Here is a 13,180-nt window from a genome sequence, read left to right as displayed (position 1 = left end):
GTCGGTTGGGCGTTCGAGCTGGCGACCTTCTAATGTATTGCACACTTCTCATAAACATTATGGATATCATCAATAAATTCGCATTTGAAAGATATGTAAAAATTGGCTCCTACCTGAATTTATACATCGAGCTACTCTATGCGATGTTCCACCCTACCCTAAAACGGCCCCGACGTAGGCGCAAAGGCGGTTACATTCAACGCAGCCTTTGGGGGGCGTTGAAGGAATTCCTATGACCAAACTGCTTATTCCGCTTGTCTCGCTCGCCGGCGCTCTGGCCTTGGCGCCGACAGTGCAGGCTCAGACCTATTCGAACCATATCTATAACTCCACCTCGGCGCCGGATAAGTGCATGGGCGTGAAGGAAACCGATCTCAGCCATCCGTTCATGGCCAAGTGCGCCGGCTACCCGGCCGAAAACTGGGCGACCGGCCCTGCCAACGGACATGGCTTCGTTCGCCTTCAGAGCCAGCGCACGGGTCCCGGCGTTTGCCTGGGCGTGGCCGCGGCGGACACCAGCACCGTGAAAATGGCGTCGTGCGCCAGCGTGAAGAACCAACAATGGATGCTCACGCCCACGGACCAGCCCGACACCTACACGGTCACCAGCCAGCTCCTGGGGCCCGGCGTCTGCCTGGGAATTCGCCCGAACACGGACACCACCGAATTGAATATGAACGCTTGCCACAACTATCCGGGTCAAATCTGGGTCATCCACCAATAACGGCGGAAATATTCGATAATTCGCCCTTAAACGGAGTTCGGCAACGTGTCATATACTTTCAAGATCACCCAAGCTCGCCTTTTCGCCGCCGTTCTGCTGATGCCGCTGCTTTCGGCTTGCAGCTACACCATGAACCAAAACCCCTTCATGGAGAGCGTTGTGCAATCGGCGCCGCTGGGCAATGGCAATGTCCTCAACGTGGGGTACAAATTGCCGGATGACGCCGCACAGTGTCAGCTGGTCAACGAAACCAGCCGTAACTGGGCCATGGCGGGAGCGGAGGGGCAACTCAAAATGGGCGGCGGTCGCCAAGTCTTGCAGGACGAAGCGGTTGATTCCGTCAAGCAGCGGCCTCAGGACGGCATCAACTACGTCGCCCTGACGATCCCCAACGGAGCGGGCCTCGGTATCGTCAACGTCACCGCCATGCGGGACGCTAAAACCAGCTACTTCCACTGCACCAATCCCCCGCAACCGCACTAAACAGCCTATTTCCACCCTCTCTTGAATGCCGATAGCGGGGCGTTATCGCACGCCGATTGACGCCCCGAAGTCGGCAGCCGAGCGCGACCCCCGCCGACCGCACCGCTGTTAGCGGCGCGATGTCTTCGGCACGACTGACACTATACTGAAATCCCTCTTGCATCGCCCCGGCCACCAGCGGCCGAGCTTCAGAAGAGCTCCCTGTCATGTTGAAGACATTCACGGTGATCGGCATCGCCACGTCGGTCGCGTTCACCTCGATCGTTCTCGCACCAATGGCCGCGATGGCCCAAACCGCATTGCCAGCGGACACTACGGGTCGCCCCTCGCCGGGAATTTCCGGGCAGTTGATCAGGCCGGCCCGTGGCAACCCGATGGTGAGCGCAGTGGGCCCGGCGATAAAGGCAAAGGCCAAGAAGCACACGACGAAGCATACGAAGGTGAAGTCGAAGCACGAAAAGTAAGTGCTGGACGAGACCCGCGACGCGGCGCCCGCGATGACGCCCACCAAGGAAAGATTCAGCGCGCTCGACGCCTGCCGAGGCTTCTGCGCCGTGGCCGTCGTATTCTATCACATGGACGCGCTGACCCATTTCCATGGCTGGTCGGTGGTCAGGAACGCGTTCCACGCCGTCGACTTCTTTTTCGTGCTGAGCGGTTTCGTGATCGCCAGCGCCTACGGCCATAGGCTCCGAACCGGCGCGCAGCTACGCCGGTTCTCCATCCGGCGGTTCGGCCGGCTCTATCCGCTGCACGCCGCCGTGCTGGCGGCCTATGTCCTCATAGAGCTGTGGGCGCTGGCCCATCAACAGGACGCCTTCGTCGACGACCACAGCATCCCTGGCCTGCTGGCGAGCATCGCGCTGCTCCAGGGGTTCGGCTCTCTGGCCCTGACCTGGAACTATCCGGCTTGGAGCATCAGTGTCGAACTTTGGATCAATCTTGCGTTCGGCCTCTACGTCTGCTGGCTGGGGCGACGCTCGGTCTGGGTTTCGGCCGCAATCATGCTGATCGCCGGGGGCTACGTCATGATCGCCAGGCAGATCAACGCCCCCCTGCTCCACACGGAATCGGTCGCCGCCTTTACGGATGTGGCGCAATCGGTGTTCGGCTTCGTCGCGGGAACCTTTGTCTACGGCGCCTATCTGCGGATCAAGCAGACCCAGTGGCGCCCCGGCCTGGCGTCGGAGTGCCTCGCCGTGGCTGTGGTGGTTCTGGAGTTCGGTTTCGGCGAGAGGTTTCCCGCGCCCTACGCGTCGCCGCTGTTCTGCGCCGTCGTGCTGATCTTCGCCTTCGAGTCCGGGCCGATCAGCGCGCTGCTGCGCCACCGCGCCTGCATCGGCTTGGGGACCGTCTCCTATTCGGTTTATCTGACCCACTCGCTCTATCTGCTGGGCATGGGGGCAGTCGTCCAGACGATCGCCAGCCACCTCGGGCAGCCGGGGAGCGTCTCGGTAGACGGCTCCGACCTGCTCAACCTCGGCGGTCCGTGGGCGATGGACGCTGCAGGCCTTGTGTGCGTGGCCATGACAATCGCGGGCGCGACCCTGACCTATCGTTTTATCGAAGAGCCGGCGCGGCTTTTCTTCAACGCGCTCTCTGATGGGCGCCGGCGGACTTCTATTCCCGCCCAGGCCGAAGCTGTGACCACGGCCGCCTGACCACTAGAAAGAGACAACCATGAGCCGAACAATCATCTCAGTTTCGTTGAGCAAACTTGCCATGATCGGCGTCGCGACGTCGGTCGCGTTCGCCCCAGTCGCTCTCGCGCCGATGGCCGCGACGGCTCAGCCAGCGGCGGAGGCGGCGCCGAAGCTGGCGAACAAGGCTGCAGCGGCCAAGGTGTTGGAATGCTCCAAGGAGGCTCGCGCGAAGGGCTTGCACGGCAAGCCAAGCCAAAAATTCGTCCTCAAATGCGAGAAGGGTCAAATGTGACGGCGCCTTGCCGTCTCTGAAAATCTGTCCTCGATCGTCGCCTGATCAGCTCAGGAGGTCGAGCTTTTCAGCCATGGTCACGGCCATGCCTCGGCCGGCGACCCCCAGCTTGCGGAAGATGTTCTTCAAGTGGAACTTCACGGCGTTCTCGTTGAGGTCGATCGCCCGGGCGATCACCTTGTTGGAGCCGCCACGGACCAGCTCGCGCAGAATCTCGTGCTCGCGCGGGGTCAGGGTGGCGAGAAGGCGGGTCTTCGCATCGCCGGGTGTCAGCTCTCCAAAGCCGCTCAGCAGATCGGCGACGTGTTCAAGCGTCGCGGGGGAGAGGTGCGCCACGCTGCGCCGGCGGACGAGATCGCGCAGCCGTTCGGCCATGGCCGGGCCCTCGTCGATGAACATGCGCCGCTCGCCTTCGCCGCGGGTGCGTTCGACGAGGCCAAGCAGGGTCTGCGCGGCGGCCTCGTCCTGGCCCTGGGCGGCCAGGGCCAGGACCCTCAGCGTCTCGGCGCGCAGCTCCGAACGGATTCTGCCCTGCCGGCGTGCTTCACCGACCACACTCTCGAGTCCCTTCAGAGCCTGGTCCGGCAGGCCCTCCATGATGTTCAGGCGCGCCCTGGTGATGGCATGCTCGTCCCGCACCGCCCAGTTGGCGGCGAGGCCAGTCACCAGGCCGGCTTCGACCTCGGCCAAAAGGGCGCCAGCATCGGCAACCCGGCCGGTCCGGCCCAGGAGGTTTGCGCGGCAAGCCGTCAGGAACAGGTTCAGCTGCGGCAACGCCCTTGAGTGCAGGAGTTCGGTCGCTGTGACGAAGGTGGCCTCGGCGGCTTCGTCATCACCTCGGGCTAGCCAAAGCAGGGCCGATGTACTGTAGCCGCTCGCATAGAGCTCGGACCATCCCTCCGATGTCGAGATAGTCGTCAAGTTCTCGGTAAGCAGATCGGCCGCCCGGGTGAGGTTGTTTCGTGCATAGGCTATTTGAGCCATCAGGGTCTGGACGATGGAGGGCAAGGAAACGTTGCCACGGAAGTGATCGAAGACCAGTTCCTCGGCCGTGTGCAAATGATTGCTTGCCTCCGACAACCGCTCTTCCACTATGGCGATGGATCCCAGGTGTATGTGCATGAAAACACACCCGTACGGATTAAGGGCCTCGCGGAAGTATCCTAACGCTTTCTGCCCGCAGAGCTTGGCGGACTCGATTTCACCTCTACGCAGGTCGATCACGCACTGGAGGTTATTCACAATGGCGCTGAACCAAGGGTCGGTGTCCAGGCTGCGTGAGCACAGCGCCTCCAACGCCTCCTGCTTCTCAGCGGACAGGAGCTCATCGCTGTAGGTGGCGCGAAGCGCCTCGACCACCAGGAGATCGCTCCTAAGCCCCTCGTCGCTCAGCGCCCCGTCTTTCACCATGCGCCGCACCTGCTCGAGCTTGCGGTCGCCGGCTGGAAATTTGCCGGCCTGGAAAAGCGCAAGGGCGTCGACCAGGCGCAGACGGGCGGAGGCTTCGATTTCCGCAGGGGTCAGGAGGGCGAAGAGGGCGCGGGCGCGCGAGAAACCTTCCTCGAGACACAGGCGCACGCAGCCGGCGTCTTCGATCAGAGCGACCATCCGCTTGCGGTCCTGGGCGGCGCGGGCATGGCGGACGGCGTCAAGCAGCGAACCCTCGGTCTCGAACCAGGCCGAGGCGCCCTCGTGCATCTGCACAAGTCTCGCCGCCCCGAGCTGGCCGCGCCGAGACGCGAGGAATTCGGCCATCAGATTATGATGCCGCCACCAGGTGCGCGCCTTGTCCACTGGAATGAGAATGATATTGAAGCGCCGCAACTCCTCCATCATCAACGCCGAGTCCATGGCGCCTCGCGCCGCGTCGGCGGCGCTACTGTTGAAGCGGTCGAAGATCGAGGTCTCCAGCAGAAATGTCTGCAGGTGAACCGGCAGCTGCGCGAGCACCTGGGTGGCCAGGTAGTCGCCCATGTCGTCTACGGAGCCGGAGAAAGCCTGGAGCAGGCCCGCGCCACCGCCGTGATTACGCACCCAGACGGCCGCCAGTTGGAGGGCGATGGGCCATCCCTCCAGGCGCGCGGTGAGATCGACGATCTCCTCATCGGGCAGGTCTTCGCGGAGCAGATCGAAAGCTTCGTTTAGTGAAAAGCGCAGCTGTTCGGACCCCACCTCGCGGATCTGGCCCTGGGCGCGCAACTGCGGCAGCGCCAGCCCCGGTCGCGAACGGCTGGCCAGCACCAGATGCACGCTCTCCGGCATCCGGCGGACGAACAGGTCGAGCAGCGCGTCCGTCTGGCTGTTTTGGGCGAGATGATAATCGTCGAGGATGAACACCACCGGCGTCCGGTCGCGGTCGAGCTCAGCCAAGAGGGCGGTCAGGGTGGAACGCAGATTCGGCGCTTCGGCCGACTGAAGCCTCGTGACTTCCAGGGCTTCGACCCGAACGCCGGCGAAGGCGGCGGCCAGGATGACGGCGGCCAGAAACTCGGCGGCCGCCCCGCAGTCTTCATCCAGGGTCAGCCACACCGCCCGCACGCCGCGAGCGGCCATGCTGTCTCGCCATTGGGCGAGCAGGGTGCTCTTGCCATAGCCGGCGGGCGCCTGGACCAGGACCAGGCGACGGTGCAGCCCCTCTTCCAGCGCGCCCGTGAGCGCGGGACGTTGGATCAGGTGCACGTGCTGCTGCGGCGGGCTAAAGCGGGAATCGCCAATTCGCGCCGCTGAATCCATCCGCTTGTCGTCCACCGCCAATGACCAGGACGATCTTATGGGGATTACCTCGTGGTATGTGAAGGCACGGGGATCGCACATGCGACGCTGCGACCGCGACACCGACGGCGGAGCGGAGGTAAAGGTAGATCGTTTTCCGACCAGATTGGACGTGATTTGGGGTAGGACCGACTGAGCTGTGGAGTAGACTCGCGATTTGGATATGGGTAGAAGGACCCCGACCCTGGCTTCACCTCGGCCAGTTTGGTGTGCTTTTTGAAGTTATTGCGACGACCCGACCTACGAGGTCATTTTAAAAAATATGGGTCTCGTACTTTAGCTGGCCTTAAAGATCAGCGGATTTGTAATATTTAAATTGTTATTTAAGGCAATGATCAATTGGTTATTGCGAAACCGCAGCATCGCCATTTCGAGGTATAGTTTAGTGCCACTCCATATCAGGATCATTACGCCTATCGTCACCGAGGGCGTGCGGACGCTCGACGATATCGAGAGCCTGCAGAGCGATGATCTGCGTGTCTCCCAAACCCTGATCGACATCGGCCCAGCCTCCATAGAAAGCGAGTTCGATGGGGCCCTTTCGGTGCCGGGACTGCTCGCCCGGGCCATCGAGGCCGAACAGGAGGGCGTGGATGCGCTGGTCATCGACTGCATGGGCGATCCAGGCCTGAAAGCAGCGCGCGAGGTCCTGTCCATCCCTATCCTGGGACCGAGCGAGACCAGCATGCACATCGCCGCCATGCTCGCCGGACGCTTCAGCCTGATCACCGTGCTGGAGAGCGTTCGACCGATGCTCTCCGACCTGGCGAAAATCTACGGCGTCTGGGAAAGACTGGCCTCGATCCGGGTCGTCGATATTCCCGTGCTGGAGATCGGCGCCGATCTGGGCCGTCTGAACGCCGCCTTGGCCCATCAGGCCGCCGAAGCCGTGGCGCATGACGGCGCCGACGCGATCGTGTTGGGATGCACCGGCTTTTTCGGCTGCGCTGAGTTCATCGCCGCCGAGCTGGCCGCTCGGGGCCTTTCCGTACCGGTGATCGATCCGATTCCCGCGACGGTGCTAACTGCGGCTGCGCTGGTCCGCGCCGGGCTGACCCACAGCAAGCGTACCTATCCAACCCCACCGCAGAAGCAGCTGAAGGGCTTCTCACTGCCGGAGTTCCGGCGCTGACCGCAGCGGTTTCGGCGCTTCGGCGATGGCCCCGGGCAGAATCGCGTTCCAGCCGGCCCAACAATGGGGGGCGGGACCTCTGTATCATCTCAACGCTCGTGATCAATCAACCAGGATCTCGTTGAGCTCAATACAGTACAAATGAGGCGTCGACACAGAACGAAATTCAAAGGAAGCTTTGCGGAGCGACTGCCCTCCGTCGGCTTGGCGTTTGCCGCCTTAGGCGCGGCGCATGGCGCCCAAGCGCAGACGAATGCAACGCCAACACCGCAAGATTCAACGGTGGCGCCCGCGTCCGGGTCCAGCGCCTCGGTGGCTGAAATCATTGTCACGGCCCAGCGGCGGGAGGAAAACCTTCAGCGCGTACCCGTCGCCGTCACCGCCTACGACGCCAAGGCGCTGGAGCAGCGGCAGCTCGGCAGCGTGGCGGACGTCGCGCAGACGGCGCCCAACGTCCAGTACACCGCAGGCGTCCTAGGGTCGGGAGCCTCGGCCAACATCACCATCCGCGGCATCGGCCAATACGACTCCATCACCACGACCGACCCGGGCGTGGGGGTCTATCTGGACGGCGTCTATCTGGCCCGCACGACCGGCGCCTCGCTCGACCTCGGCGACGTGGAGCGCGTGGAGGTTCTGCGCGGCCCCCAGGGCACGCTGTTCGGCCGGAACACGATTGGCGGCGCCCTGAACATCACCACCCAGCCGCCGACCGACACCTATGGCGGGCAGGTCGAGGTCACGGTCGGCAATCTGGATCGCTACCAGGGACGCGGGACCTTGAACCTGCCCCTGATCGACGATCGTCTCGATCTGCGCGTCAACGCCCTCTACACCCAGAACGACGGCTACGGCAGAGCCACAGTCGACAACGGCGCGACGGCTGACCTGGGCGAGCAGCGCGAGTTCGCCGGACGGGCCGAACTGCTGATCAAGCCGATGGCCACCACCCAGGTCCTGGTCAGCCTCGATGGCACACGTTCGGTCGGGACCACCGACCCGGTGGCCATGGTCGCCTTCAACCCGGCTCAGGTGGTCGCCTACCCGTTGAACGGGACCGCTCCCATCGGTCCGCAATACGTGACCACCAACCTATACAATCTCCACTACAATATCCCCCCGACCGACGACCTGAACGTGTTCGGAATCTCGGTCGCCATCACCCAGGAACTCGGCGCCGGCCTGACGCTCAAGTCGATCAGCGCATATCGCCGGCAGTCGGAGGTTTCAGGCCAAGACTATTCCGCTTCACCAGCGCAGTATCTCAGCCAGTTCATCCACGAAACATCCGGGCAGGTGAGTCAAGAGTTTCAGCTGCTCGGAACCTCCCTGGGGGGCAAGCTTTCCTGGGTTGGAGGCATCTACTTCTTTACAGAATCCGACACCTTCGACAGCGCTCTGATCGAATTCGACACGCCAGCCGACATCCCCGTGAGCAACCGCACCGACAGCTACGCCGCCTATGGACAGGCGACCTATCGTATCACCGACAAGCTCTCCCTGACGGCGGGTCTGCGCTTTACCGACGAGAGAAAGTCGATAGAGGCCACAAATGTATTCGGCGGCTCCGTGCTCGTTCCCCCGTCGTCCCGCGCGGTCGTCTATACGAATGTTTCGCCTAAGGGCGCCATCGCGTATCAGTTCACAGGCCAGTTCATGGCCTACGCCTCGATTTCACAGGGATTTCGAAGCGGAGGATTCAACGGCCGCCCCTTCTCGATCGCCGATCTGGTCCCCTATGCGCCGGAGACCACCACCGCATACGAGGTGGGGCTGAAGAGCGAGTGGTTGGACCAACGACTGCGGCTGAACCTGGCCGGATACTTTACCGACTATAGAAATATCCAATTAACCGCGACCGAGCGGGAGGGAAACAACTTCACAGTTGTCACGGGCAATGCAGCGACAGCCCAAATCTATGGTTTCGAGGGCGAGTTCGAGGCGAGGATCAGTACGTCGCTGACGCTGTTGGGCGGTCTCGGTCTGACCAACGACACGCTGCAGCAAAACCCAGGCTTCAACTTCGGCTCCCGGATCTTGCCGAACGCTCCGAAGGTCACCAGCAGCGTCGGCTTCAACTATGTGAAGCCAATCGAGCGCCTGGGGAATGCGGCTTTGTATATGACTGCAAGCTACCGCTCCAGCACGCTGCCTCAATTCGATCCGACACCCAGGACGCCAGCCTATACTTTGGTCAACGCCGAGATGACCTTCACCCCGACTGGCAGCCCCTGGAAGTTCACCCTCTATGGCAAGAATCTCGGCGACGCCCGCTACTGGGTTTTCGCCGAGACCACGGGGGTCGGTCCGACGGTGGCGTGGTTCGGCCGCCCTCGCGAGTTCGGCGCGAAGCTGGCCTACAAGTTCTAGCGGCTCCGTCATCTGCGGACGAAAGCAGGCGCGACAGGTCCAGCACGATGGCGGGCGGCGCGGCCGAGAGGGGGGCGGCCTCCAACGCGAACGCCGCCTCCGTCGCCCGGATGGGGACGAACTGGTTCATCTCGCCCGATGGGCGCCGGGGGGCGTTCGGTGAGGGGGAGCAGGGAGGCGGAACATGCGGTCAGCTCACGTCGACAGCCTTGTGTGACAGAGTGCGCCGGGGCGTGACCCTGTGAAAACCCACAGGTACGGGAGAGGGCGGCGGCTTCTAGTCTTGCAGCGTCGTCGCAGCCTGTTTCGGGAGAGGGGGATGTCGTTATCCGACCAACCGCCCGAGCGAGCCGCCCTGACGGCCCGCGAGGCCGAATGCATGCGCCTGGCCGCCTTGGGCCTGACCACAGCGGAGACCTCCCGCCAACTCAGCGTGGCCGAGCGCACGGTCGAGTTCCACCTGTCCAACGCCATGCGTAAGCTCGGCGCGCCGAACAAGATTCGCGCGGTGGTGTTGGCTGTGCAGCAGAAGCTGATCATCTTGTGACAATCGGGCCGCGACGGCCAGTCGCCGCTCAAGCTGCCTCACAGCCCTGCGCGCCGCCTAGGGTAGGGGCCATCACCGTCCAGACCGCAGCGCTCGAGCACCCCAGGCTCCCGGCCTCATGCTCAATGGGCTGAAGCGCGAGAAGCCGATCGCTGATCAGATGGCTACCCCGGCTACGTCTGTGCGGGCTGATCACCTATAGATTTCGCTAGAGGCCCCGCGCGTATTCGGGACTCGCCCCGTCACGCTTGCAGCCATCGCCACCCGCGCAGAAATTTCGGGCTCCGGCTTAACCTAAGGGGCCACCTCAAAACCATTGCGCTCCAGCTATTTACAGCAATTCCAACCAACCAAGCGGCGTGGTTGACGCGATACAACTTGGCCTTTACCGTTTCGAGGTCTCCGCTGGATGAGCCTACATATGATCGGCGTTCTCGCGACCTATATCGCCGTAGCAACCACTCTTGCCGCGGCCTTAGGCGGGGCCGGCGTGTCTCCGAGCGCCGAGCCGCCGCCTCCAAAGACGACCCTCCAGGGCGTCACAGTTACGGCTGCAAAGCCGTCAGCCCCCAATGCTGATGTCCGTGGTTCAATCGACCAGTTCAGTGGGGCTGCCGGCGACGGCAGAATCGCTCGCTGGGCGGCCCCGGTTTGCCCGTTGGCCCGCGGCCTGCCGAGCGGCTTCAACGGTTTCATCGAGGACCGTATCAAAGCCAATGCGACATCCGTCGGCGCGCTTGCGGGCGGCCGCCGTTGCGAAACCAATATATTGATCCTGTTCACGCCTAGTCCGAACGCCCTTGCCGCCGCCTTGGTCAAAGAGAAGCGCATCGTCCTGACCGGCGCCGGGGATCGGTCTTCGACCGGCAAGCTGGACAGGTTTGTCAAGGACGAGGACGTGGCGAGGGTCTTTAGGGAGACCGAGGTGGCGCCCGCCACCGCCGGCGGAGGCGGCGCGGGCGAAGCGGTGGACATGTCGGCCGCCCTCAGCCTGTCATACGGCTATCTCGCAGGCGCAACCGGGACATCGGGTGGTTCGGCTAATCAGACCACAGGAGCCCGCCAGTTCGGCGGCGGGATCGCATCGCGGCTCGACGGTGCGGGAAATGCCGCGCTGGAGCGGGTGATCATAATCGTGGACAGCCGCAGGACGGCTAATCTGACAGCGGGCCAGATCGCCGATTATCTCAGCTTGGCCGCTCTTGCGGATGTACGCGAGCCCAAGACGCCCTTCCAGCCGAAGACCATCGCTAATCTTTTTCTAGCCCCCAACGACGTCGATGCACTTACGAACTGGGACCGCGCCTATCTGAAGGCGCTCTACGCCGGCGCCGGCGGCGCGCTTAACCGCAGCATCCAGATCACCCGCATGGCCTCTTACGTGAAGCAGCATTAGCAGAACGCCGCCGTACGGGCCCGTTCCTCAAATCTGGTCCGACGGTCCCGATCGGCGTAAGCGATCGCCCAGCATGGTTTGGGAGAGCGAGATCGCATGACATTGCCCCGGGGTCTGGTCGCCTTTCCCATCACGCCCATGGACGTGGACGGCCGCGTGGATTGCGTGACGCTTCGGCGGCTGGTGCGCCGGCTGGTGGACGCGGAGGTCGACGCGATCGGCGTGCTGGGCAGCACGGGCTCCTATCCTTATCTCACGCGCGAGGAACGACGCCGCGCCCTGGACGCCGCGCTTGCCGAGGCCGATGGGCGAACGCCGGTGATGGCGGGCGTAGGTGCGTTGCGGACCAATGACGCCATCGCCCTGGCCCAGGATGCGAAGGCCGCCGGAGCGCACTCGGGCCTGCTGGCGCCGGTCTCCTATACGCCGCTCACCGAGGACGAGGTGTTCGTCCACTTCCAAGCTGTCGCGCAAAGCACGGATTTGCCGCTGTGCATCTACAACAACCCTGGCACGACTCACTTTTCCTTCAGCGAGGCGCTGATCGAACGCCTGAGTTGGACGCCCAACATCGCGGGGGTGAAGAACCCGGCGCCCGAGGCGGTCGCGGCGCCGGATAGCGTAGCCTCGCTCCGCGGCCGCGTTCCCGCGCATTTCTCGATCGGTTACAGCACCGACTGGAATGCCACGGAGGCGCTGATCGCGGGTGGAGACGCGTGGTACAGCGTCCTTGCTGGCCTGTTCCCCAGCCTATGCATGGATATCCGTCGCGCTGTTCAGCGTGGCGAGCTGGAGCAGGCCCGTCGTCAAAGCCAGCACTTGGAGCCGTTCTGGTCGCTGTTCAAGGCATATGGCGGCCTCAGAGTGGTCTACGCGGCGGCGAACATGATCGGCGTCTGTGACGCCATCCCGCCGGCGCCAATCCTGCCGTTGTCGGGGGAAGCGGCGCGTCAAGTCGCCGATGCGCTGAGAGGCGCGCTTCTGCGGCCCAACTGAGGCCGGCTGGCGATCGAAGCGTGGGCGGCGGTATGGGGTCCCGCCTATTGCGACTCGTAAGCCGGATCGGGGAGAGAGTTCGCGTGTTGAGCCGGGGCGGTCCGGGCGGTATTCATCACCATCGCAAGTAAGGTGTAGTATCCGCATATGCCAATTAGATCGACAAGACCCTGCTCGCCGAGAAGTAATGCAGCCTGCTCATATGTCCTGTCTGAGATCGCCCGCTTAGCTGTGAGTTCATGGAACAGGTCGTAGGCGATCTCCTCCTCGGGGGTGAGCTCGGTGGGTCTTCTGCGGTTGGCTATCGCGTCGATTTTCGCTGTCGATAGGCCGGCGGCGAGCGCCGTTGGTTGATGGATCGCCCATTCCACCGGTGAATTCCATTCACGCGCGACAAGAAGAATGACGAATTCACTGAGATGTGGGGCAAGCGTGCTTCGGTATCTGAGATGATCGCCCATCAACTTGGCGTTGATCATGAGTTCCGGGCTACGCAACAACGGCACGAATGGCCCGAAAACGGGAACGCCCCGTGTGCGCAGGAACTCAGCCGCGGCGTCTCGTTGAGGCGGGCTCATCCGATCGTCCGCGATATGGGGCAATCGGTCTGAAGGCGGATCGTTGTCTGGCGATCTGATGTGCGATTTCCCAACGCCGTCGATTTTGGAAGCCGATCGAATGGTAGCGCGAGTCGGGCGCGCGATCTCACCGCCTTTGTAAGGCGAAACGAAAGTCGAGCGCAGTCTAGATCGAACCAACCAAACAAGCTCGCCAACGCCGGATCCGACGCGGACGGTTGAGCTCGAGGCCCACCTCGCCTGAGTC

12 protein-coding genes are annotated in these 13,180 nt (G+C 63.1%); 10 read left to right on the top strand and 2 right to left on the bottom strand.

Annotation, left to right across the window (positions count from 1 at the left end; all coding sequences use genetic code 11):
- The first annotated feature begins 232 nt into the window (after window positions 1-232).
- The 5 genes from GSQ87_RS12680 (at window position 233) to GSQ87_RS12660 (ending at window position 3,142) form a co-directional block, all read left to right on the top strand.
- Window positions 233-724, top strand: a complete 492-nt coding sequence (locus GSQ87_RS12680) for an RICIN domain-containing protein (protein WP_158915791.1) — start codon at window positions 233-235, stop codon at window positions 722-724.
- A 45-nt stretch (window positions 725-769) separates the two neighbouring features.
- Window positions 770-1,207, top strand: a complete 438-nt coding sequence (locus GSQ87_RS12675; protein ID WP_158915790.1) for a hypothetical protein — start codon at window positions 770-772, stop codon at window positions 1,205-1,207.
- A gap of 206 nt (window positions 1,208-1,413) precedes the next feature.
- Window positions 1,414-1,671 carry a hypothetical protein gene (locus GSQ87_RS12670; protein ID WP_158915789.1) on the top strand — a complete coding sequence of 86 codons (258 nt, stop codon included), beginning with the start codon at window positions 1,414-1,416 and terminating at the stop codon, window positions 1,669-1,671.
- The gene (locus tag GSQ87_RS12665; RefSeq protein ID WP_158915788.1) at window positions 1,672-2,868 is read left to right on the top strand and encodes an acyltransferase; all 1,197 of its coding nucleotides are present in this window, start codon (window positions 1,672-1,674) and stop codon (window positions 2,866-2,868) included.
- A gap of 19 nt (window positions 2,869-2,887) precedes the next feature.
- Window positions 2,888-3,142: a phosphate starvation-inducible protein PsiF gene (locus GSQ87_RS12660; protein WP_158915787.1), complete on the top strand. Its 255-nt coding sequence runs from the start codon at window positions 2,888-2,890 to the stop codon at window positions 3,140-3,142.
- A gap of 45 nt (window positions 3,143-3,187) precedes the next feature.
- On the opposite strand, the gene GSQ87_RS12655 is transcribed toward GSQ87_RS12660, so the two are convergent.
- Window positions 3,188-5,875 (bottom strand): LuxR C-terminal-related transcriptional regulator, encoded by a 2,688-nt coding sequence (locus tag GSQ87_RS12655; RefSeq protein ID WP_158915786.1) that lies wholly within the window; start codon window positions 5,873-5,875, stop codon window positions 3,188-3,190.
- Window positions 5,876-6,299: 424 nt separating this feature from the next.
- On the opposite strand from GSQ87_RS12655, the gene GSQ87_RS12650 reads away from it, so the two are divergent.
- From GSQ87_RS12650 to GSQ87_RS12630, 5 genes are all read left to right on the top strand, one after another.
- Window positions 6,300-7,046, top strand: coding sequence for an aspartate/glutamate racemase family protein (locus GSQ87_RS12650; RefSeq protein WP_254062915.1), 747 nt, complete (start codon window positions 6,300-6,302; stop codon window positions 7,044-7,046).
- Window positions 7,047-7,328: 282 nt separating this feature from the next.
- On the top strand, window positions 7,329-9,416 hold the full coding sequence (locus tag GSQ87_RS12645) for a TonB-dependent receptor (protein WP_158915784.1): 2,088 nt from the start codon (window positions 7,329-7,331) through the stop codon (window positions 9,414-9,416).
- 319 nt (window positions 9,417-9,735) lie between these two features.
- Window positions 9,736-9,963 (top strand): helix-turn-helix transcriptional regulator, encoded by a 228-nt coding sequence (locus GSQ87_RS12640; RefSeq protein WP_158915783.1) that lies wholly within the window; start codon window positions 9,736-9,738, stop codon window positions 9,961-9,963.
- A 658-nt stretch (window positions 9,964-10,621) separates the two neighbouring features.
- Window positions 10,622-11,359: a hypothetical protein gene (locus GSQ87_RS12635; RefSeq protein ID WP_158915782.1), complete on the top strand. Its 738-nt coding sequence runs from the start codon at window positions 10,622-10,624 to the stop codon at window positions 11,357-11,359.
- 96 nt (window positions 11,360-11,455) lie between these two features.
- A complete protein-coding gene (locus tag GSQ87_RS12630; RefSeq protein ID WP_158915781.1) occupies window positions 11,456-12,355 on the top strand; it encodes a dihydrodipicolinate synthase family protein in 900 nt (299 codons plus the stop codon).
- A 44-nt stretch (window positions 12,356-12,399) separates the two neighbouring features.
- On the opposite strand, the gene GSQ87_RS12625 is transcribed toward GSQ87_RS12630, so the two are convergent.
- Window positions 12,400-12,834, bottom strand: coding sequence for a carboxymuconolactone decarboxylase family protein (locus GSQ87_RS12625; RefSeq protein ID WP_216839263.1), 435 nt, complete (start codon window positions 12,832-12,834; stop codon window positions 12,400-12,402).
- Window positions 12,835-13,180: the final 346 nt, after the last annotated feature.

Origin of the sequence: Caulobacter sp. S45, from assembly GCF_009765965.1 — a bacterium.
Lineage (GTDB): Bacteria > Pseudomonadota > Alphaproteobacteria > Caulobacterales > Caulobacteraceae > CAHJWH01.
Note: the sequence above shows the minus strand (reverse complement) of the source record. Positions and strands in the feature narration are given on the sequence as shown.

What these genes read in the sequence shown, in the direction of transcription:
- GSQ87_RS12625 (WP_216839263.1), bottom strand. Translation starts at nt 12,834, where the DNA reads ATGATCAACGCCAAGTTGATGGGCGATCATCTCAGATACCGAAGCACG.
- GSQ87_RS12680 (WP_158915791.1), top strand. Translation starts at nt 233, where the DNA reads ATGACCAAACTGCTTATTCCGCTTGTCTCGCTCGCCGGCGCTCTGGCC.
- GSQ87_RS12670 (WP_158915789.1), top strand. Translation starts at nt 1,414, where the DNA reads ATGTTGAAGACATTCACGGTGATCGGCATCGCCACGTCGGTCGCGTTC.
- GSQ87_RS12640 (WP_158915783.1), top strand. Translation starts at nt 9,736, where the DNA reads ATGTCGTTATCCGACCAACCGCCCGAGCGAGCCGCCCTGACGGCCCGC.
- GSQ87_RS12660 (WP_158915787.1), top strand. Translation starts at nt 2,888, where the DNA reads ATGAGCCGAACAATCATCTCAGTTTCGTTGAGCAAACTTGCCATGATC.
- GSQ87_RS12630 (WP_158915781.1), top strand. Translation starts at nt 11,456, where the DNA reads ATGACATTGCCCCGGGGTCTGGTCGCCTTTCCCATCACGCCCATGGAC.
- GSQ87_RS12655 (WP_158915786.1), bottom strand. Translation starts at nt 5,875, where the DNA reads ATGGATTCAGCGGCGCGAATTGGCGATTCCCGCTTTAGCCCGCCGCAG.